20 protein-coding genes are annotated in these 20,248 nt (G+C 46.5%); 13 read left to right on the top strand and 7 right to left on the bottom strand.

The genetic code is table 11. The annotated features are described in order from the left end of the window. Positions 1 to 131 precede the first annotated feature (131 nt). Genes pilV through MHM95_RS11730 form a run of 6 tightly spaced genes read left to right on the top strand, consistent with a single transcriptional unit; the run spans position 132 to position 6,558 of the window. Entirely contained in the window at positions 132 to 671 is a 540-nt protein-coding gene (gene pilV / locus MHM95_RS11755) for a type IV pilus modification protein PilV (RefSeq protein ID WP_022945258.1), read from the top strand. After that, a complete protein-coding gene (locus MHM95_RS11750) occupies positions 661 to 1,677 on the top strand; it encodes a PilW family protein (RefSeq protein ID WP_239385351.1) in 1,017 nt (338 codons plus the stop codon). The genes pilV and MHM95_RS11750 overlap by 11 nt, the downstream gene beginning before the upstream one ends. Further along, positions 1,671 to 2,159 carry a pilus assembly protein PilX gene (locus tag MHM95_RS11745; protein WP_239385350.1) on the top strand — a complete coding sequence of 163 codons (489 nt, stop codon included), beginning with the start codon at positions 1,671 to 1,673 and terminating at the stop codon, positions 2,157 to 2,159. The genes MHM95_RS11750 and MHM95_RS11745 overlap by 7 nt, the downstream gene beginning before the upstream one ends. Positions 2,160 to 2,177: 18 nt before the next feature. Beyond that, complete coding sequence (locus MHM95_RS11740; protein WP_239385349.1) at positions 2,178 to 5,840, top strand: PilC/PilY family type IV pilus protein; 3,663 nt, start codon at positions 2,178 to 2,180, stop codon at positions 5,838 to 5,840. Then, a complete protein-coding gene (locus tag MHM95_RS11735) occupies positions 5,840 to 6,244 on the top strand; it encodes a type IV pilin protein (protein WP_239385348.1) in 405 nt (134 codons plus the stop codon). Before MHM95_RS11740 ends, MHM95_RS11735 begins: the two co-directional genes overlap by 1 nt. A gap of 5 nt (positions 6,245 to 6,249) precedes the next feature. Beyond that, positions 6,250 to 6,558 carry a TapY2 family type IVa secretion system protein gene (locus MHM95_RS11730; RefSeq protein ID WP_239385347.1) on the top strand — a complete coding sequence of 103 codons (309 nt, stop codon included), beginning with the start codon at positions 6,250 to 6,252 and terminating at the stop codon, positions 6,556 to 6,558. A gap of 3 nt (positions 6,559 to 6,561) precedes the next feature. Here MHM95_RS11730 and MHM95_RS11725 read toward each other — a convergent pair whose 3' ends face one another. Beyond that, positions 6,562 to 7,101: a GspH/FimT family protein gene (locus MHM95_RS11725; protein ID WP_235419735.1), complete on the bottom strand. Its 540-nt coding sequence runs from the start codon at positions 7,099 to 7,101 to the stop codon at positions 6,562 to 6,564. Positions 7,102 to 7,149: 48 nt separating this feature from the next. Further along, positions 7,150 to 7,704: a GspH/FimT family pseudopilin gene (locus tag MHM95_RS11720; RefSeq protein WP_239385346.1), complete on the bottom strand. Its 555-nt coding sequence runs from the start codon at positions 7,702 to 7,704 to the stop codon at positions 7,150 to 7,152. A gap of 129 nt (positions 7,705 to 7,833) precedes the next feature. Between MHM95_RS11720 and MHM95_RS11715 the strand changes: the two genes are divergently transcribed. Continuing rightward, entirely contained in the window at positions 7,834 to 8,172 is a 339-nt protein-coding gene (locus MHM95_RS11715) for a P-II family nitrogen regulator (RefSeq protein ID WP_022945250.1), read from the top strand. A 62-nt stretch (positions 8,173 to 8,234) separates the two neighbouring features. Here the strand turns inward: MHM95_RS11715 and MHM95_RS11710 are convergent, their stop codons facing one another. Further along, entirely contained in the window at positions 8,235 to 8,993 is a 759-nt protein-coding gene (locus MHM95_RS11710; protein ID WP_045978199.1) for an outer membrane protein assembly factor BamD, read from the bottom strand. 123 nt (positions 8,994 to 9,116) lie between these two features. Between MHM95_RS11710 and rluD the strand changes: the two genes are divergently transcribed. The 6 genes from rluD (at position 9,117) to MHM95_RS11680 (ending at position 16,913) form a co-directional block, all read left to right on the top strand. Then, positions 9,117 to 10,094, top strand: coding sequence for a 23S rRNA pseudouridine(1911/1915/1917) synthase RluD (gene rluD / locus MHM95_RS11705; protein ID WP_053910294.1), 978 nt, complete (start codon positions 9,117 to 9,119; stop codon positions 10,092 to 10,094). Continuing rightward, positions 10,084 to 10,824 carry a peptidoglycan editing factor PgeF gene (gene pgeF / locus MHM95_RS11700; RefSeq protein ID WP_239385345.1) on the top strand — a complete coding sequence of 247 codons (741 nt, stop codon included), beginning with the start codon at positions 10,084 to 10,086 and terminating at the stop codon, positions 10,822 to 10,824. Before rluD ends, pgeF begins: the two co-directional genes overlap by 11 nt. Positions 10,825 to 10,910: 86 nt before the next feature. Then, positions 10,911 to 13,487, top strand: coding sequence for an ATP-dependent chaperone ClpB (gene clpB, locus MHM95_RS11695; protein ID WP_045978196.1), 2,577 nt, complete (start codon positions 10,911 to 10,913; stop codon positions 13,485 to 13,487). A 116-nt stretch (positions 13,488 to 13,603) separates the two neighbouring features. Further along, complete coding sequence (locus MHM95_RS11690) at positions 13,604 to 14,545, top strand: NADP-dependent oxidoreductase (RefSeq protein WP_239385344.1); 942 nt, start codon at positions 13,604 to 13,606, stop codon at positions 14,543 to 14,545. A 60-nt stretch (positions 14,546 to 14,605) separates the two neighbouring features. Further along, a complete protein-coding gene (gene gshA / locus MHM95_RS11685; RefSeq protein ID WP_239385343.1) occupies positions 14,606 to 16,195 on the top strand; it encodes a glutamate--cysteine ligase in 1,590 nt (529 codons plus the stop codon). 109 nt (positions 16,196 to 16,304) lie between these two features. Further along, positions 16,305 to 16,913 carry a transglycosylase SLT domain-containing protein gene (locus MHM95_RS11680; protein WP_239385342.1) on the top strand — a complete coding sequence of 203 codons (609 nt, stop codon included), beginning with the start codon at positions 16,305 to 16,307 and terminating at the stop codon, positions 16,911 to 16,913. On the opposite strand, the gene MHM95_RS11675 is transcribed toward MHM95_RS11680, so the two are convergent. From MHM95_RS11675 to MHM95_RS11660, 4 genes are all read right to left on the bottom strand, one after another. Beyond that, positions 16,902 to 17,315, bottom strand: coding sequence for a GFA family protein (locus MHM95_RS11675; protein ID WP_045978193.1), 414 nt, complete (start codon positions 17,313 to 17,315; stop codon positions 16,902 to 16,904). The two genes, MHM95_RS11680 and MHM95_RS11675, sit on opposite strands and share 12 nt — an antisense overlap. A 62-nt stretch (positions 17,316 to 17,377) precedes the next feature. Further along, the gene (locus tag MHM95_RS11670; protein WP_235419733.1) at positions 17,378 to 18,202 is read right to left on the bottom strand and encodes an alpha/beta hydrolase-fold protein; all 825 of its coding nucleotides are present in this window, start codon (positions 18,200 to 18,202) and stop codon (positions 17,378 to 17,380) included. Positions 18,203 to 18,227: 25 nt separating this feature from the next. Further along, positions 18,228 to 19,265 carry an acyltransferase gene (locus tag MHM95_RS11665; RefSeq protein ID WP_239385341.1) on the bottom strand — a complete coding sequence of 346 codons (1,038 nt, stop codon included), beginning with the start codon at positions 19,263 to 19,265 and terminating at the stop codon, positions 18,228 to 18,230. A 95-nt stretch (positions 19,266 to 19,360) separates the two neighbouring features. Continuing rightward, positions 19,361 to 20,149 carry a trypsin-like serine protease gene (locus MHM95_RS11660; protein ID WP_138547813.1) on the bottom strand — a complete coding sequence of 263 codons (789 nt, stop codon included), beginning with the start codon at positions 20,147 to 20,149 and terminating at the stop codon, positions 19,361 to 19,363. Positions 20,150 to 20,248 lie beyond the last annotated feature (99 nt).

Below are 20,248 nucleotides of genomic sequence, written 5' to 3'. Positions count from 1 at the left end.
TACTGGGTTATTTAACAGTTTAGGGTGCCGCTCATGACTGATTTCGCACCGTTAGCACCTCTTTAAGTTGTGGCTTTTGCATCAGTTACTAGAATGTTAACTATGAAGTTGCAAATTAGAGTTTAAACATTATGCGAGAGCAAAATGGCTTTACTTTATTAGAAACATTAATAGCCTTTATTGTGCTTGTTTTTGGTTTACTGGGCGCAGTTGCGCTACAAGCGAAAGCTAAGCAAGCCACCTACGATTCTATGCAGCGCTCTGCCGCGTTAGGCGTTGCTCATGATGTTATTGGCCGTATCAAAGCCAATACGCTAGCAGCAATGGCGGGAGCATATAACGTCACCGTTTCAAGCGACGATCCTGTTGCTGCTAATTACGCCTCGTGTATCAATGCTAATTGTGGTTCAGGCGCACTTGCCGCATTTGATATCGAACAGTGGCGCCGAGCAATAAGAGCTCAGGAAAATACAGGTGCATTAGCCGATGCCACTGTTTGTGTTGATACACGTGTCAATGGCGAACAGCTAGATATCGATGTCATTGTTTCTTGGGCATCGCGCCAAGAGCTCGCGAGCACTGGGGATATTGTTCAAAGCAAAGATGAGTGCGGTGGTCAGAGCAATCAACGAAGAGCCCTCGCTTTGGAGTCATTCGCCTATGTTCGCTAATTCTATTCCTTTAAATAAAGCCCATGGTTATACGCTGGTTGAGCTAATTGTTGCCATGGTTGTGGGTTTATTCCTTCTAGGCGGTGTCATGTTTACGTATGTAAGCATGAAAACAACGACGTCCGATACCGTCGAAATGGGTGAGCTACAGGAAACCGGCCGAATGGCCTTAGATATCATCAGTCGCGACTTGGAAATGGCGGGATTCTGGGGCACTTACGGAATGAGTTCTCTTAGTACCGGTAGTGTTGATGTCACTGGGGTGGTCAATCCAGGTAATGATTGCACTGCTGGACTGAATAATGCCAGTTTCCCTGTTAACAGTCCAAGCAGCTTTAAATACTTGTATAGTGTCACGGCTGTGGCTGGCGCTAATTTAGGTTGCATAGATGATGCGGTCGCTGACAGCGACATTATCCAAATCAAGCGTGTCGCTGGAGATGACGTAACCGGTCAGGCAACCAGTAATAATGATTACTATATAGAAACAGATATATCCTCAGCTCGCATCTTCATAGGGGACGGTGCAATTGCCAATCCTACCAATATGAATGGTTCGGTATGGCGCTATACCCATCATGTTTACTACATCAATGAGCAGTCGTATCAGTCAGGGGATGAGACCGTTACTGTCCCCGTACTGATGAGAAAACGCCTTACGCCAACAGGGGGGATGGTGACTGAGTCGGTACTTGAGGGAGTGGAGAATATTCGCCTTCTTTACGGACTGGACAATAACGGTGACCGCAACGTCGATACCTATTTAAGCGCAGCGCAAATGAGCACCTCTGAGTGGGAACAAGTAAGCTCTAAAGTGCTAACCGTGCAGCTATTTGCGCTAGTACGGGCCACAGAGTCAGATAGAAATATGAGTAAAACAAACCAAACATATATCCTAGGTGGGGAAGGTGGAACTGAGCGACGTTTAAGCTTTGATGATAATTTCCGTCGTCTCGTTTATGTATCCACTGTTCAAGTACGTAATGCAGAGGTCGAAACATGGTGAATACGCAGCAATATCAAGGTGGGGTCGTACTTATCGCATCTTTAGTCATGGTGCTTATCGTATCCGGTATCGCGGTAACCCTTATGAGTGCAAGCAGTGTGGATATGAAAGTTGTGAATGCCGCTCAAGATTACGATGTTGCCAGTGAGCAAGCATTGGCTGACTCGGAGCGCGCGGTGTTCGATGAAAAGCAAAAGGCAGCGACAGTAAGCGCGCTTTATTTCAACCGAGGTGAATTTAACGCCGGTGGCGACGAGTTTGTCCAGCTTGAGCCTGCAGGAGCACAAGCAACACTGCGATTATTTCACAATAACGACGGCCCCCAAGACTTGGATTGTCCACCCAGAGCCAACCCAACACCAGGTATAAAGTGCAATATGCTGAGTCTGCGAAGTCGCGTTGAGTATGGTAAATCGAATAGGCATAACGTGACTGTTGTCTCGGGGTTAGCCCAAGAGATGGCAAGTATATCGAGCCAGTAAGTCATATAGGTGAATGACATGAAACTGTTTAAATTATTAGTAATAGCATCGCTCACCTTCAGTGTGAGCAAATCCTTTGGTGAGGATATTGAACTTTATGTAGGCAATAAATTTTTCACCTCATCAGGAAAGCCTCAAGTACTTATTATTTTTGATAACTCAGCCAGTATGAATGGGCTGATAGAAACGACAAAAAGCTACGACCCTGATGTGACCTATGATGTCGTATCCTCTTTTGATAACTCGCTTAATGAAGACTTCGTTTATTTTACTATTGGTTCAGGCGTGGATCAGCAGCTACCGCGTACTGACAGCAACAGTGATACCAAGCGCTTTCATAGCTATGTTAACGGGTGTGATGCTGCGAGAGAGTCTTTGCAGCAATATGGCTTCTATACCGGCTATATTCGAGAGCATCAATATAAAGGAAATACCGGCTCTTGGGTTGATCTCAAAGACAATAGCGGTGCCAATACTATCTCTGCACTTGACTGCCTCGATGATATCCTTAACGAGAATACTGATAATACCGGGTTGGAGATAAAGATAGGCGGCACAACCTATAAGTCTGGGGACACCGAGTTGACGGGCTTACCTATCAGCGGCGCATCAAAAAGCAGAAATGACTTTTACACCCAATCCAGTTCCGTGACGAAGGAGCAAAAGGACAAAGCCAGCGCGGATTTCAGTGGCGGCGAGGTCGTGACACTTTACCATCCTAATTACCTACGTTGGTATCATGCTACGGATAAAGATACGGAAATTAAGTCTAAGTTAGATGTAGCTAAAGAATCTATCACGACGGTGCTAAACGCCACACCCATTGTCGATTTTGGCTTAATGGTGTTCAACCTTAATTACCCCAAAGAAAATACCCGTGATGGTGGCAGGGTCATTGCCAATTTTGGCCAAAGCAACGCTGATATTATCGGTGAAATTTCCGGCATTGATGGTGAAACTAATACACCATTATGTGAGACAACCTACGAGGCGTTCCGCTTTTTTGCCGGCCAAAGTGTATGGTATGGAGACGATGATACCGACTGTAAGGAGTCTGAGTGTAGATTCAAATACGACGGGAATACTCCAGCCATGGATCTATCGGCAGTCAGCAATAATGTATATAAATCGCCGTTTTCTGGTGGCTGCTCTAAAGAGGCTTACATTATTCTCATTACTGATGGTGTTCCAACGGTGGACAAAGCGGCAGATGGCTTAGTGTCTTCCCTTGTTTCTACGACTAACCAGCCTGATATCAGTGATCCAGTGGTGACCTCAACGACTCCCTACAATGATGACACGTTAAGCACTTCTAACTATCTGCCGAACTTAACCCATTGGATGCATCACAATGATGTGAATACCTCAGTAGACGATGTACAACGTGTGAGTACTTTTACCATTGGTTTTAGTGATGGTGCTGATGATGCTGCAGGGCTACTTAAAGAGGCGGCGACGGCAACAAAAAGTAACGGTGATAAAGGGTATTTTGCGGCGCAAAATGCCATTGAACTATCGCAATCTTTTGGCCAAGCGCTGGCAGAAATCCTCAAAGTAAATACTACATTTACGGCGCCAGCCGTAGCCAGTAACAACTTCGATAGAACCCAAACACTCGATTCGGTTTACTATGCCATGTTTTTACCTGAAGAAGGTGCGCGTTGGTCGGGTAATTTGAAAAAGTTAAAAGTAGATGGCACCAAAATTGTTGACAGTAAAGGCAACTTGGCTATTGATGGTGCCTCAGGCAGTGAAGGAAATATTAAAGACAGCGCCGTTACTTTTTGGACGAAAGATGGCAAAGCCGATGGCAACGAGGTTAAAAAAGGTGGCGTAAACGCGGTGCTGGCAGGTCTTAATAGTCGTACTATTTACACTGATATTGGCGCAGGGACAGGCGAAATGCCGAAATTTACCTTGGCGAATGCGTTATCCCATGCAGGCTCTCAAGCCGACCTTGGCACTTATCTCGGCACACCCGTTGAACGGCTAGACTCATTATTCGAATGGGCTAAAGGTAAAGACGTTGATGATGATGACTCCGATGGTAATACATCAGAGCTGCGTAGTGATATATTCGCCGACCCGCTGCATTCTAAACCACTTGCTATAGCCTACAGCGACGGCAGTATCCGTATTGCGGTAGGAACCAATGGCGGTTCACTGCACCTTTTCAAAGACAATGGCAATACCATTGAAGAGGAATGGAGCTTCATCCCTTATGAACTTTATCCGAACCTCACAACTTTACGTCGCAATATAAAAGGCGAGAAAGTGTATGGTATGGATGGTTCACCCTCTATGTACTTCGATGATAAAAATGAGAACGGTGTCGTCGACCCCTCTGACCGAGTATGGTTATTCACTGGTATGCGTCGTGGCGGTGATTCGTACTATGCTTTTGATATCAGCACTCCAAGCTCGCCAAAATTAATGTGGAAGGTAGACGCCAACACCACCGGGATGGAAGAGCTTGGGCAAACATGGTCTCAGCCTAAAGTTACGTTTATAGAGAAAAACGGTACTAAACCAGTCGTGGTTGTGGGCGCAGGCTATGACATTAATAAAGATGCTGACAACATTAGCCCGGACAACTCTGGCCGGGGTGTTTATATTTTAGATGCACAAACCGGCGATTTAGTGTGGTCTTTTACTCCCGGAGCTAATGGTAATGGCAATACCACTTATGAAGGTGAGCACAGTATTCCCGGTGACATAGCGTTGCTTGATTCTGACTACGATGGTTTCACCGATCGTCTCTACGCAGCCGATACCGGTGGTGATGTGTGGCGATTCGATTTACCAACGGATAACCCTGTGGGCAGTGAGCCGTGGACTGCCGTACAGATTGCTGATTTGTCAATTACTGGCAATGAACGTCGATTCTTCTATCAGCCCGAGGTGGCGAGGACTTACTTTAGTAAAGTATCCGAATACACCACTATCATTGATGAAGAGTCTTCGACACAAGTTGTGCGTGAGGAAACTCCTTATGAAGCGATTGTGCTTGGAAGTGGTAATCGGGCTCATCCACTTGATGAAAGTGAAAATAATCATCTAATTATGCTGCGTGATGAAAATACCATAACGCAGTCATTGCGCGGTGAAGATATACCAGCCGTCATCACTATGGATGATTTGATGGATATTACTAATGATCCGTTCACTGCCAAATTAAATGACGACAGTGGTTTTGTAGAGCTAGAGAAAGATCTCGCTCAATTCTCAGGGTGGAAGTATAGCCTTGGTGCAAATGAGAAGTCGTTGTCGGCAGCTGCCGTGGTCGGTGGTGTTGCTTATTTCACTACTTTTGTTCCCTCGGAAGAGAATGACCTACAGCAGTGCTCGCTCAAAGGCGGTGGTGGTAGTTTGTATGCATTCCATCTGCACTACGGTGCAAAAGTGTATGATCAACTAAAATTTGATGTAGGTAATAAAGTGCCTGATACGCCGACACTATTCTTTACCAAAGTAGATGATCCGGATACCGCAGAGGAAGAAAGCGAAAGTCAGTTTATTTTAATTGGTGCGGGTAAAGGTGATGGTGAAGGCACCTTGAAAGCGAAATCGATTGAGCCAAACGGGCTGCCAGGAGATTGCGGTATGGCAAGTTGTGATGAAAACCCATTTGGGTTTAAAACGCATCGCACTTACATATATAAAGAGGAGGCGATTGATTAATGAAGCATGTTAAAGGGTTTACCTTGATTGAGCTCATGGTGGTGGTTGCAATTATTGGTATTTTGGCGGCTATTGCATATCCTTCTTATCAGCAATTTGTCATCAGTAGCGCGCGCTCTGAGGCTATGACAGCTTTGTTGGATGCAGCAAGCAAGCAAGAGCAGTTTTTTGCTGATAACCGTCAATACACTGCCACCATGGCCGATCTCGGGCTTTCAAACTCAACGGAGTCAGATTTGTACTCATTGTCGGCAACAGTGAATGCTCAGAGTTTTATAATTACTGCTACTCCAGCATCTGGAATAGCTTTAGAAGACAGTGAGTGTACGTCTTTCACTATTAATGAAGTGGGTGTGAAGGGGTCCACGGGAAGTGCAGACACCGACACTTGCTGGAAGAGGTGATATAAATGTTCAGATATATGTTTTTGGCCTTAGTTGTAATAGCTGCGACTCAGGCCAGTGCGAAAGTAGAGCTTAGGTTACTTAATGAATATAAGTGTTACGTATCGCTGGAAACCGGTGTAAACCAGGTTATTGATGTACAAGTGAAGCAAAAAAGCCGACACCAAGCGGAGCTTGCTGCGCATCAAAGGGGGTACGCAGCACCACAACAGCAGCAAGCGACGAGAGTTGAACAAGTCATTCAATGTGTTGAATTCAAACAGCAATTTGGCTCAGCTGAGGCTCGCGCTCTAGATGCTAAAAAGCTGCGCTAGCTTTTAGCATTTATCACTGTCTTGCTTTATCCGCAATCGACCAGTCTGACTAACGGTAATACGATAGGCAGGCTGGTTTAATTTATCTTCCACTGAGCAGTACACAAAGCTACCAGATTGAAAGCCACCTAGAGCCCCTGTTGGTTTAAAAGTAACAGCTCGTCTTGGGTAGTCGATGGTATCGTTGCCAATCGGAACAGTGAGAATATTCAAAATCGGCTCATCGCCGCCACGCTGTTTATCGTTATTTCTATCAACAAACACCATTATATTATTTTGCCAATTCGGCACGCAGCGCTCAGCAATCGCAGGGCATACGCTCACGTAATGGTTGTTGAATATAGCGTACGATCTTGCCGCAAATAGATGCGTGTAGAGTTGTTCAATATAATCTGAGCGGCGGTTTTGATACGCCCAATCTTGGGCATTAAATAAAGTGACGGCTGCAAACATCGCGGCGATACCGATAGTCACAAGCAGCTCAATCAAGGTCGTGCCTACATTTGTTATATGTGAGCACATGGGGGGAGTAAGCGCGTTCATCCTTGACGCCTCAATAATCCTTCTTTGGTCTTGTAAATAGTAGAACAGTTAGCCCGATGTGCAAGCTTGCTCGGTCTTACCTAAGTCTCGTACCGTTCCCGAGGCCATTACTGAAACTGCCACGTTATGTTCGTTGTCATCGGTGGGACAAAATATAAAGGACCCGTTTTGTCCTACGGTCAGCTGGCCGCGTTGGTCAAACCGCAAGCTTCGTGCATTGCCACTGTGTACAAGCTGACTGTTGGCGACCAAATTGTTGATAGAGCGGTGCAGGATATCTGCATTGGCCTCGAATGTGCCGTTGTTATTTATGTCTGAGAAAATGACGATAGTGCCATTTTGCCAGCTATTGAGGCAATTTCCTGAGCTACCAGGGTTGGTCATCGCACACACAATCACAGGGTCACCCGTGGTCATCGCTTTGGCTCGGGCGAACTTAACGTTACGTTTGAGCTCGGTACTAAAATTGCTCGCTTTTTCCTGTGCTGACATTTGCGTACTATCAAATAATGCGATAGCCAGTAATATGCCTGCAATTGCAATGGTCACCATGAGTTCTATAAGAGTGAAGCCCTTAGATGTTGGGGTGTTACAGGTTTTCATAACTTCATCCTGATATGGGTATTATATTAATTTTAACACTATTAACGCATTAGTCACCCCTTGGGCGTTTGCTTCAACACTCACAATTGACTAAAATCGGCGCATCTGTCATCGCGAATATAAAAAGTCATGAAAAAAATAGAAGCCATCATCAAGCCATTTAAGTTAGACGACGTCCGTGAAGCCCTTTCAGAGGTTGGTATCACCGGTATGACGGTCTGTGAGGTTAAGGGATTTGGTCGCCAAAAAGGCCATACTGAGCTTTATCGCGGTGCCGAGTACATGGTCGACTTTTTACCAAAAGTGAAGCTCGATATCGTGCTAGCCGATGAAGATGTCGAGCGTGCTATCGAAGTTATAGTGAAAACCGCACAAACCGGCAAAATAGGCGATGGTAAAATTTTCGTGACGGAAGTCGAGCGAGTGGTACGTATCCGTACGCAAGAGGAAGACGAAGAAGCGATTTAATAACTTATAAATATAAAAAAACCGATGCCTTCACAGCATCGGTTTTTTTATGTGTGCGTTACTTAGCGTTCGCGTTTATTTGCCTCAAGGGTTTGTTGGGCATGTTCAGCCATATCTGGTAAGCCAAGTTTTTCGTAGCTTTTCACCATCATTTCTAACGCAGGCTCAAGGTAACTGCTTTGTGAGAAATGCTCAACAACGTACTTACCGCGATTTGCTGCGGCCAGGTAAGCTTCACGCTCGTAATAATACTGTGCCACTTTCAACTCGTTGCGAGCCATGCGGTTGAGTAGCCAAGCAAGACGACGCTTTGCCTCAGGTGCATATTTGCTGTCAGGGTAGTTGTTGACTAGAGTTGATAAGTCTTTATAGGCCACTCGAGTGCGTTTTGCGTCTCTATCGGCTCGATCTACACCAAAGTATTCTTGGAAGGCATTCTTATCGGCCTTAATATTGACCAAGCCACGCATGTAGTACATGTAGTCTAAGTCTTTGTGGTTCGGGTTTAAGCGAATAAAGCGGTCAATAGTGGCCAAAGCTTGCTCTGTATTGCCAGTTTGGTAATGCGCATAGACTAAGTCCATTTGCACTTGTTTAGAGAAAGGGCCAAACGGATAGCGAGAATCAATGGCGGTAAGTAGCTCGATTGCCCGGGCATATAAGCCTGAATCTAAGGTTTCGCGTGCATCTTCATACAAAGCTTGTGCGGATTTGTTGGGTACGCGCTCAATTTCTTGTTGTTCTGGCGCGGATGAACATGCGCTAAGTAAGGAGGCCGTAAATACGACTGCAAGTGCCCGTTTACTTATTTTATTTATCATTAATTAGGTACCTTCGTTGTCTTCGGCTAGGCCAAGTAGGTAAAACCGAGTAAACTATGCGAATTATGCGATTCTAACCCAGTCGAGCAGAGCTTGCACTGGTAAATTAGGTAAAACTTGCTTATGGCAGAACAAATTTCCCTCAGTGCAGAGGTCCCCGTGGAACTAGGCGGTAAACGTCTAGACCAAATTTTGGCGCAATTGTTCCCGGACTATTCGCGCTCACGAATAAAAACGTGGATTCTCGATGACATGGTGCAGGTTGATGGCCTCACCTTAAACACCCCCAAAGAAAAGCTGTTGGGCGGTGAACACGTAGAGATCAACGCGCAAATTGAAGCGCCGCGAGAATATGAAGCACAAGATATTGCTTTAGATATCGTCTACGAAGATGACGATATTTTGGTGATCAATAAACCTGCGGGCTTAGTGGTCCATCCTGGTGCCGGCAACCCAGATGGCACAGTGTTAAACGCGTTATTGCATCATTGTCCAGAGATTGAAAATATCCCTCGTGCGGGTATCGTCCATCGTCTTGATAAAGACACCACAGGGTTAATGGTGGTTGCGAAAACCTTGCCAGCACAAACGCATTTGGTTGCGGCATTGCAAAAACGTGAAAATTTCACCCGTGAGTATGAAGCTATCTGTTATGGCACCATGACCGCAGGCGGTATGGTCGATGCGCCCATCGGTCGTCATGCCACTAAACGTACGCATATGGCCGTCAATGAATTTGGCAAGCCAGCCGTGACGCACTACCGAGTCGCTGAAAAGTTCCGTGCACATACACGCTTACGGCTGCGCCTAGAGTCGGGTCGTACCCACCAAATCCGTGTGCATATGGCGCATATCAGTCACCCACTTGTTGGTGACCCCTTTTACGGCGGACGCCCACGTCCTCCTAAGCATGCCAGTGAAGAGTTTATGGCGACCTTACGAGGCTTCAAACGCCAGGCTTTGCATGCCATTAAGTTGCAGTTAGCACACCCGATCACCGGTGAGCAAATGCGTTGGCAGGCTCCAGTCCCTGAGGACATGGTGGCGCTGACCGAAGCGCTGCGCCAAGACACCGAAGCCAACGGCTACGATGACCTCTAAAACACCATTTTATACGCCAACCTGGGGCGCTGATGAGTCCCTGGTAGGGGGGCTGCAAAGCACCCGCCAAGGCGGGTATAGTCAGGGCGTGTATCGCAGCCTCAATGTGGGGCTGCATGTGGGCGACCAAGAGTCAGCTGTGCTCGCCAATCGCGCTGTGCTCAACAGCCAACTGCCGCGTCCTGCCTGTTATGTAAACCAAGTACATGGCATCCATGTTCATTGTGTTACTCAGTACAGTGAACAGCTTAGAATCGAAGCGGATGGCCTGTTCACACGCTTAGCAAAGCAGCCTTTGGCTATTATGACTGCTGATTGCTTGCCGCTTTTATTAGCCAGCCAAGATGGCGCTGAAGTGGCCGCTTTGCACTGTGGTTGGCGCTCCCTTGCCGGAGGCATCATCGAGCGGGCGTTACCCTTATTTAACACCCCCGCGAAAGATATTCATGCTTGGCTTGGGCCTGCTATAGGGCCCTCAGCCTTTGCGGTCGGGAATGAGGTTAAAAGCCAATTTTGCGCTCACAGTGGCGACTATCAGCAGGGCTTTACAGCACACGGCGACAAATTTCTCGCCAACTTGCCACTATTAGCCGAGCTTGCGCTTAATCGAGCTGGTGTGAGTAATGTCACTAAAGCTCAGGCCTGCACTTATACCCTTGCCGATACCTACTTTTCTTATCGACGCGATGGCCAAACTGGTCGTATGGCCAGTGTGATCTGGCGCAAATAATCACCAAAATTTTAACCGTATAACTTGATCAAACGCGCGCTAGCACCCATTAAATAGGTAATTAAAGTTTTAGTGGAAACAAACAGATGCGTTTAGATAGATTTACCAGTAAATTTCAGCAAGCGCTCTCCGATGCTCAATCATTAGCACTCGGTCGCGATCATCAATTTATTGAACCCGTACACCTAATGTACGCACTATTGCAGCAAACAGGCTCGAGTGTGCGTGCTCTTTTTGCCCAAGCAGGCGTCAGCGCCGATGAGCTCAACACTAAGCTTTCTCAAGAAATTGAGAAGTTGTTTAAAGTGGAGGGCGTCGGTGGCGACGTGCAGTTGTCCAATAACATGGTGTCATTGCTGAACTTATGCGACAAATATGCGCAAAAGCGTAAAGACAAATATATTTCCAGCGAGCTGTTCGTACTGGCTGCCTGTGAAGATAAGGGGCCTTTAGGAGAGATTTTTAAAGCTCTGAATATCACCACAGGTAAGGTAGAAAAAGCCATAGACGCACTGCGCGGCGGGCAAAAAGTGGATGACCCCAACGCTGAAGATACTCGTCAGGCGCTTGAGAAATTCACCATCGATCTCACCGAGCGGGCCGAGCAAGGCAAGCTTGATCCCGTTATTGGTCGTGACGAGGAAATCCGTCGCACCGTGCAAGTGTTACAACGGCGCACTAAAAACAACCCGGTGTTAATTGGTGAACCGGGCGTTGGTAAAACGGCGATAGTTGAGGGCTTAGCGCAGCGTATCGTAAACGGTGAGGTTCCTGAGGGTCTTAAGAATAAGCGCGTGTTATCGCTCGATTTGGGCGCCTTAGTGGCCGGAGCTAAATACCGTGGCGAATTTGAGGAGCGTCTTAAGTCGGTCCTCAACGAGCTGGCTAAAGAAGAGGGGCAAGTGATCCTCTTTATCGATGAAATTCATACCATGGTCGGTGCGGGTAAAACCGACGGCGCCATGGATGCCGGGAACATGCTGAAGCCGGCGCTAGCACGAGGTGAATTGCATTGTGTTGGGGCGACAACCTTAGATGAGTATCGTCAATACATTGAAAAGGACGCGGCTTTAGAGCGTCGCTTCCAAAAGGTATTGGTAAATGAGCCGAGTGTTGAAGACACCATTGCTATTTTGCGTGGGTTAAAAGAGCGCTATGAGCTGCACCATTCTGTGGAAATCACCGATCCGGCGATCGTTGCAGCGGCGAATTTATCGCACCGTTATATTAGCGACCGGCAATTGCCCGATAAAGCCATCGACTTAATAGACGAGGCGGGCTCTTCCATTCGTTTACAAATTGACTCTAAGCCAGAGCAGTTGGACCGCCTTGAGCGGCGTATCATTCAGTTGAAACTTGAAGACAATGCCTTAGCTAAAGAAAAGGACGAGGCCAGCCAAAAGCGCCGTGAGGAAATGCAGGAGCTGATCCAAGAGCTGGAAAGTGAATATGCTGAGTTGGACGAAGTATGGAATGCGGAAAAGGCCTCGCTGCAAGGCACTCAAGTGATTAAAGCGGAGCTCGAGCAAGCGCGTTTGGACTTAGAGGTGGCACGTCGAGCCAGTGATCTACAGCGAATGTCAGAGCTGCAGTACGGCCGAATTCCCGAGCTGGAGCGCAAATTAGACCTTGCCTCGCAAGTTGAAATGCAAGATATGAACTTGCTGCGTAATAAAGTTGGTGAAGACGAGATTGCCGAGATCCTCTCACGCTGGACCGGCATTCCAGTGGCGAAAATGCTTCAAGGCGAGCGTGAGAAGTTGCTGCAGATGGAAGACGAGCTGCACCAGCGCGTTATCGGCCAAGACGAAGCGGTCACCGCTGTTGCCAATGCCATCCGTCGCTCTCGTGCAGGATTAGCTGATCCCAATCGACCCATAGGCTCATTCTTATTCTTGGGCCCTACAGGGGTGGGTAAAACCGAGCTTACCAAAGCATTGGCGCAACTGATGTTTGACACCGAAGATGCCATGGTTCGTATCGATATGTCAGAGTTTATGGAGAAACATTCAGTGGCGCGTTTGGTCGGTGCGCCTCCGGGCTATGTTGGCTATGAAGAGGGCGGCTACCTCACCGAGGCTGTGCGCCGTCGTCCTTACTCGGTGGTACTGCTTGACGAAGTGGAGAAGGCGCACCCAGACGTATTCAATATCTTGCTACAGGTATTGGATGATGGTCGTCTCACTGACGGGCAAGGGCGCACCGTGGACTTTAAAAACACGGTGATCATTATGACTTCTAACTTGGGCTCGGATGTGATCCAAGAGCAAGCTGGGAATAATGATTACGCCACATTGAAAGACAAAGTGATGATGGTGCTGGCGCAGCAATTTAGGCCAGAGTTTATAAACCGTATTGATGAAACCGTGGTATTCCATCCACTAGCCGGAGAGCACATCAAGCAGATTGCTGATATTCAGTTGGCGAAGTTGCATGAGCGGCTCACTGAAAAAGGCTACCTATTGGAAATCACCGATGCGGCATTAGCTAAGCTGGCCGAGGGCGGGTTCGATCCGGTCTATGGTGCTCGACCTTTAAAACGGGCTATCCAGCAGGCCATTGAAAACCCACTTGCACAGAAGCTGTTGGCGGGTGAGTTGGCTGATGGCAACTTGATTTCCATTGATGCTGACGAGCAAGGCTTTTTATTTAGCTGTAAATAAAGGTCAGTTATAACTCATACGAAAGGCGGCAATAATTTGTCGCCTTTTTTATTGTGTCCATGCAGTGGTAATGTCAATATAGGTTTAGGAGCAATCATTCAACAATAGTGTTAGCTATGGAACACGGATACCAAGCCATGGTCATTCATGCTTTTGGTGAGCCAGGGGTGCTAAAACCAGTGACCCTATCGCGGCCAAAGCCCGGTGAGCATGAGTTACTTATCAAGGTGCTGAGCACCGCTATTAACCCCATTGATGTAAAAACCCGCGCTGGTATCGGCTTTGCGGCAGAGCAAAACAAACATCACCTGCCTATGAGCTTAGGCTATGATCTGTTTGGCGAGGTGGTCGCCTGTGGTGAGGCGGTAAAAACGCTTAAAAAGGGTGATAAGGTAATGGGTATGGTTGGCTTTGCCACCCAGCCAGGGACCTATGCACAGTATTGTTTGGCCCGTGAAAACGAACTCATTAAAGTCGATGCGGTGAATGAAGATGCGGTGCTATCCGGTCTGTGTTTGTCAGGGTTAACGGCCTTCCAAGCGCTCTCGGCGCTCGCCTGTCCAAAAAGTCAGCCCATTTACATTAATGGTGCTAATGGCACAGTCGGCTCGTTAGCTGCACAAATTGCCGCGCGAATGGGGTATCAGGTTGTTGCTATTAGCCGCAGTGAGCTGCCAAAAAGTGTCGCTTCTTGCGCTCAGCAAATGAGTTATGACCAGTTTGTGGCTGAGCAACGTAAGGGTTATTTGCTCGATGTTGTGGGCCTAGAGGTCGGGAAGCGTTGTTTACAAGGATTAAGTGCACACAGTCGTGTAGTCACTATTCCGACATTGTCACAAAAAGAGATTATTGCTGCGGCCAACGAGCAAGGAGTGACTGCATGCGGTGTGCTGGTGGTTAAAAACAATGCCCAGCTTAAACGTATTTACCAGTGGTATCGCCAAGGTCACTTAGAGCTGGCTCACTGCACTATGCCGCTCTCGGCAGCGGGCATGGCGCATCAGCGTTTAGAGCAAAATAGCAGCAAAGAGAAAGTTATTTTACTGCCTTGGACTTGAGTATTTGGCAGCGCACCCCATAACAACAGAATTAAGCCGCTTGGCTAGAGGTAGTATTTTTTGACTTGTACACAATTAAATCAGCGTCTTAGCGAATTGTCGTCCGCTGAAAATCAAGCCGCAATTGTCGGCATTGTTCGGGGTATAGAGCGCGAGGCGCTGCGTACCAATCGCAGCGGCGGGTTATCGACAAAGCCCCACCCAGTGGCGATTGGTTGTGCCTTAACCAACTCGATGATCACCACCGATTTTTCTGAAGCTTTACTTGAATTCATTACCCCAGTAAGCACTGATCCTGAGGAAACATTGGCTCAGTTGCGTGACCTACAAAAGTTCACTCTGGCGCAACTCGAAGATGAATTATTGTGGCCGGTGAGTATGCCGTGTTATATCCAAAGCCAAGATGAAATCCCGTTGGCGCAATTCGGCTCATCCAATGTCGGTCGTATGAAAACGCTATACCGAGAGGGGTTAAAAAACCGCTACGGCAGTATGATGCAGGCCATAGCCGGGGTGCATTTCAATATCTCTTATCCGCAAACGTTTTGGCAAACCTTGCAGGGTTTAGCTGGGCAAAGTGGTGACTTACAGTCTTTTATTTCCGACAATTACTTAGGACTAATTCGTAACTTTAAACGCGAATTGTGGTTAATTAGCTATTTATTTGGTGCATCACCGGCATTGTGCGGCTCCTTTTTAGAAGGGCAAGAAACCTCATTACCGTTTAAAAAGCTTGGTAAAGGTAGCCTATACCTTGAGCATGGCACAGCTCTGCGTTTGGGTGATTTGGGTTACACTAATAGCGCGCAATCGAGCTTGCGGGTAATGTATAACTCATTGGAGGAATATGTTGCCGGCTTAAAGAGCGCGATCAACTCACCTTCTGAGTTGTACCAGCATCTTGATGATTATCATGCACCAAAACCGCAGCAATTAAATAAAAATATTCTGCAAATTGAAAACGAGTTTTACTCGCCTATCCGCCCGAAACGCAATGCTCGCTCTGGCGAGAAGCCAACGCAGGCGCTATTGCGCGGCGGCATTGAATACATCGAAATTCGCGCTTTGGATGTGAATCCCTTTGCGGATACCGGCATCGATTTAACGCAAATTCGTTTCTTGGATGTGTTTTTGACCTACTGCTTATTAAAGGCATCGCCGCACATGGATTGGCAGGAGCAAGGCCAGACACAAGAGAACCTCGATCGGGTGGTCAATCAAGGTCGCGATCCGCAATTGCAGTTGCAACGCGGTGACGAGTCTGTCTCTTTGAAGCAATGGGCCGAGGACATTTTTACCGATCTTGCAAAAGTCGCTGACTATATGGACCAAGCGCATGGCAGCGATGTTTATCAGCATACCATTGCTGAGTTACAGAGCTGGGTGAGCGATCCTAGTAAGACCATATCAGGGCGCTACCTACAACAGTTACTCAGTGATGATGTTGACAATGGTCAGTTTGCCTTGCAATTGGCACAACGTTACAGCGACGCTCATAGTCAGTGGCAGTACCAATGCTTTGACGACGCACATTTAGCTGAGCAAGCCGAACTGTCGGTTAAGGCACAACAGCAGGTGGAGCAGGAAGACACTGTGAGCTTTGAAGCCTTTTTAGATGAATACTTTGCGGTGGAAAAGGTAGAAGCATAAAAAAAGCGCGGCTAAGGTAGCCGCGCAAATTATTCTACAGGGATGAAACAATGCTAAACTGCTGCATTCATAAGTTCAGACTAAGGCTTGCGGATTAAGTTCAAAATAAATGAAAAAAAATTTATCGCTTATTTTTACCCTGTTTTTATTTGCTGGATGTGCGACCGCGCCACCTAAGCAACCCGATGATATCTGCAAGATTTTTGAAGAGAAAGAAGATTGGTATTTTGATGCCAAGGACGCGCAAGAGCGCTGGGGCTCGCCTAAACATGTGTTAATGGCGATGATGTATCAAGAAAGCTCCTTTCGTCATGATGCTGCCCCGCCCATGGAATATTTCTTATGGATCATCCCCACAGGTCGTGCCAGTGACGCCTATGGTTACTCACAGGCAAAGACCATGACCTGGGAAGATTACACACGCGAAACCGATAACGGCGGCGCTGATCGTGACGATTTTGACGATGCAATCGATTTTATGGCGTGGTTTGTGTGGAAAACACATCAGATTAACGGCATTTCGAAGTGGGATGCGTATGCTCAATACCTTAACTATCACGAAGGGTGGGGCGGTTATAAACGCGGCACCTATCGCAGTAAGGCTTGGTTAATGCGCGCCGCGAATAAAGTGAAACGTCGTGCCAGCCGTTATGCGGTTCAGCTTAAGCGCTGCGAAGAGGAGTTAGATAAGAACTGGTTTGAGCGCTTATTCTTCTGATTGCTGCAACTTAGGAGCACCACTGAAGCGCTGGATATCTTCAAAGCCCTTCTCCCAGCGCGCTTTATCGGCGTAAAAAATATGTGCTGTGACATTGATATTAGGGTCATCGTCGAGCGAGCCTGCAGGAACAACGAGTATGTCTCCTTGTTGTTGATACATGGGTAATGCCGAGCCACACCGACTACAAAAGCTTTTGCAGTGAGCGCTGTGTGGGAGTTGGTAATGTCTTACCAACGGCTCACCTGATAACCAAGTTAGTGTAGCCGAGTTTGAGAACAAGTTGGCTCCGTGCGCCGAGCCACTGTCTTTGCGGCAGTGACTGCAGTGACATAAATAGAAATGACTGAACTCACCTTTTATTTCGAAGCGTACCTGTGCGCATAAGCAGCTGCCTTGCATAAGCCTTCTCCTTTGTTTTTTTTATTACTACAAGTTTAGCCAGTGCCACTGTAGTTGCTCATTTATTGCTGCGCATAAATCCAGTCCAATCCTTGGATCAAGGTGCTCGGAAACGCTGTCGCGTGTTTAGCCCCTTCAATAATGCGAAACTTAATCGTCGTGTTTTTTCCGCATTCAGCGGTCATTTTCTCTATTAGTTTTTGCGCCCCAGCCACCATATGCTGCTTTTCTCCATACTTTGGCTGTTCCAAGCTGCCCACTGATACATAGACCTTGGTTGGTAAACGAGGTTTCATCACAGATGAGTGTAAAATATCGTTATTGGCAAACCATACCGATGGGCTACCGAGTATATAACCGCTGAACATATCAGGGTAATTGAACAGGATATAGGCGCCAAACAACCCCCCTAATGAGTGTCCCACAAAGGTGCGTTGTGAGGGGAGGGTTCGGTAGTTCTGCTCAATATAGGCGAAGACGCTCTCGCGGATAAACTTAGCATGACCATCAGCATGGCCAGTTTGAAACTTCCAGTTTGTGGCTTGCACCGGAGTGTAGTCTCTTATTCGACTAGATGGGCCTTTTGAGCCTCGTGAATAGGATATCCCCACAATGATAGCCTCTTTCATTGTGCCGCTGTTCATCGGAAAGCGTGTAGCACCTGAGGCAATCTGAAAGCTATACCAGGCATCCATCAGGTAAATGACGGGATACTTTTTATCTTTATTTATCGCATAAGAGCGAGGCAGCTTTATAAATACAGGGTATACCCGTTTGCTCGAAGGCTCTGTTAATTCGATAACTGCACTTCTTGGTATTTCAAAGGGCTCGTTTGCGAGCCCTGTAGCGCATGTAACGATAAGAATAAAATACAGTAAATAACTCAAGGTCGTCTCCATAATAGACAATAGTTTAACCGGCGCGCATAGGCGCATCCTGTGCTTTGGCCGCTGTGAGGTGACGAATACGCTTGGCGATAGGTTGCTCGAAGTATCGGTATGACAAGTAGGCTACCATTATGCTTAGTGCTAAGGCGACAATGAGTTTGAGCTCAACAGTCAACGCTAACTTATTTACCTGCATAATAATGGGCATATGCAGCAGGTATAGCGAATAGGAGATTTTGCCGATGAAATCACCGAGGCGATTGGCGAGTACAATATTGTTATCAGGGACGAGAAATACGACGCAAAAGAATACCGTGCTCATAACTAGTAACACTTCATAGCTTAGCCACATCCGTCTTTCATCGCCGCTGGTTAGCGGAGTGAATTGTGGATACATAAGCGGTATTAACAGAAGAACCAGTACAAAGCGGTGTTTTCGCATGTAGTTAGGCACTTTTAGGGTGGGGTACAGTAAGCCCAAAATCACACCCACAAAAAAGAAAGGTAAGGTGCGCAATATGCTAAAGAGGTTATAGGGTATTCCATAAATATCGCCATAAATCCTCGGAAAGTTGGTAAAAAACAGCGCAATCATTACCGCCACAATAGCGAGATAGATATAGCCTGCTCTGTTTTTAGCCAGCATCCAAAAAGCAATAAAAACCACATAAAAGTGTATTTCAGGTGGAATAGTCCAAAGTACGCTCTCGCCGTGAATAAATAGCAAGTGGCCGAGTAAGGCGTTGACATCAGGTATGTTATATAGGCTGTCATTCCCGCCTTTAGCGAGTATGAACGAGGTAAACACCACAGCTAGGTACAAGGGCAGCACCCTTGCTGCTCGGGCCAATAAATAGCGCGTGAGGTTAGTGCGATTGAGCTCTTTACCTAAATAAAGGTATGCCATCAAAAAGCCGCTTAGTAAAAAGAATAGCATCACCCCATAGGCACCGGAGCCGCCTCCTAGTGCGCCATCAAACCAGAGGGTTATATCACTGAAATGTGTAAAGAAAACAATAAGTGCGGCGAGCCCTCGTAAGGCATTCAGCTTTCTAATTTCCAACCTAGACTCCTAATCTGAGCATTATTATTATTCGCCGTAGGGCGTGAAGAGTTAGCGCTGCAGTTGAAATTATTAACTAATAATATAGTATCTTGTTAGCTACCCAATACACCTAATATCCAGTCATGGTAATTTGACACCCTAACTTGATAAGCAGTGGTACCATACAATCCGGCTTTAAAAGTAGCTATATCGCCATGCCCTAATTGCCAACTTGATAAACCTACAAGAAAAGGGACACCGTCTCGAAAGATAACAGAAGCTCCTCCGCTATCTCCTGAACCATGCATACCTTCGAGTGGTAGTGCGCTTTCTGGTTCGTCAAATTTAAATGCTAACCAGTTACCTTCCGCTCTTTCAACAACATTTTGAAACCGGTTCATCACACGAAGTGATTTGGTATCTGGGTCTTCGCCAGTTAATCCGTTCCCAGTAGCTCCCCTACCATAGACTGTAATTGTTTTGCCTTTTTCACTATTACCAGAATAAATATTGATTGGTTCTACACCGCTAACAGTTGAAGCTAATTTGATTAACGCTATATCACTTCTAGATTTGAAAAAATTCATTAAGGGCGCTAAATCACCTTTAAGTAAATTTTTATTAGGTTGAGTGTAATCTGGGTGTATATGAACGCTTTCAATTTCATACTCTTTTGAACCAATTAATAGATCCTTGCCAACATAATCATAAAAAATAGTGTGTGCTACAGTTACAACCCATTGTGAATTAATTAATACACCATGTCCTTCATGGGGCATATCAACTAAGTATTCAGGCATTTTATCAATGACATAATTTTCAGGGGGAACATCATGTCTTTTTACTACAGCATTACTGCAGGTAGAAAAGAAAATAATGGATAAGATAAATAAGACTTTCATAATACGTCCATAATACGTCCATGTTTATTGTTGTATAGCTAACGCGGAGCCCATCGGTGCACTTTAGAGCGTACGAGTGACGTGAATTGTTATAAATTG

Source organism: Pseudoalteromonas sp. CnMc7-15 (genome assembly GCF_022347925.1).
In the GTDB taxonomy this organism is placed as follows: Bacteria; Pseudomonadota; Gammaproteobacteria; order Enterobacterales; family Alteromonadaceae; genus Pseudoalteromonas; species Pseudoalteromonas ruthenica.
The sequence above is the reverse complement of the archived record's forward strand: the minus strand, read 5'-3'. Positions and strand labels throughout refer to the sequence as shown.

Coding starts and splice junctions, on each gene's coding strand:
- pilV (WP_022945258.1), top strand. CDS start 132: ATGCGAGAGCAAAATGGCTTTACTTTATTAGAAACATTAATAGCCTTT.
- MHM95_RS11750 (WP_239385351.1), top strand. CDS start 661: ATGTTCGCTAATTCTATTCCTTTAAATAAAGCCCATGGTTATACGCTG.
- MHM95_RS11745 (WP_239385350.1), top strand. CDS start 1,671: ATGGTGAATACGCAGCAATATCAAGGTGGGGTCGTACTTATCGCATCT.
- MHM95_RS11740 (WP_239385349.1), top strand. CDS start 2,178: ATGAAACTGTTTAAATTATTAGTAATAGCATCGCTCACCTTCAGTGTG.
- MHM95_RS11735 (WP_239385348.1), top strand. CDS start 5,840: ATGAAGCATGTTAAAGGGTTTACCTTGATTGAGCTCATGGTGGTGGTT.
- MHM95_RS11730 (WP_239385347.1), top strand. CDS start 6,250: ATGTTCAGATATATGTTTTTGGCCTTAGTTGTAATAGCTGCGACTCAG.
- MHM95_RS11725 (WP_235419735.1), bottom strand. CDS start 7,101: ATGAACGCGCTTACTCCCCCCATGTGCTCACATATAACAAATGTAGGC.
- MHM95_RS11720 (WP_239385346.1), bottom strand. CDS start 7,704: ATGAAAACCTGTAACACCCCAACATCTAAGGGCTTCACTCTTATAGAA.
- MHM95_RS11715 (WP_022945250.1), top strand. CDS start 7,834: ATGAAAAAAATAGAAGCCATCATCAAGCCATTTAAGTTAGACGACGTC.
- MHM95_RS11710 (WP_045978199.1), bottom strand. CDS start 8,993: ATGATAAATAAAATAAGTAAACGGGCACTTGCAGTCGTATTTACGGCC.
- rluD (WP_053910294.1), top strand. CDS start 9,117: ATGGCAGAACAAATTTCCCTCAGTGCAGAGGTCCCCGTGGAACTAGGC.
- pgeF (WP_239385345.1), top strand. CDS start 10,084: ATGACCTCTAAAACACCATTTTATACGCCAACCTGGGGCGCTGATGAG.
- clpB (WP_045978196.1), top strand. CDS start 10,911: ATGCGTTTAGATAGATTTACCAGTAAATTTCAGCAAGCGCTCTCCGAT.
- MHM95_RS11690 (WP_239385344.1), top strand. CDS start 13,604: ATGGAACACGGATACCAAGCCATGGTCATTCATGCTTTTGGTGAGCCA.
- MHM95_RS11680 (WP_239385342.1), top strand. CDS start 16,305: ATGAAAAAAAATTTATCGCTTATTTTTACCCTGTTTTTATTTGCTGGA.
- MHM95_RS11675 (WP_045978193.1), bottom strand. CDS start 17,315: ATGCAAGGCAGCTGCTTATGCGCACAGGTACGCTTCGAAATAAAAGGT.
- MHM95_RS11660 (WP_138547813.1), bottom strand. CDS start 20,149: ATGAAAGTCTTATTTATCTTATCCATTATTTTCTTTTCTACCTGCAGT.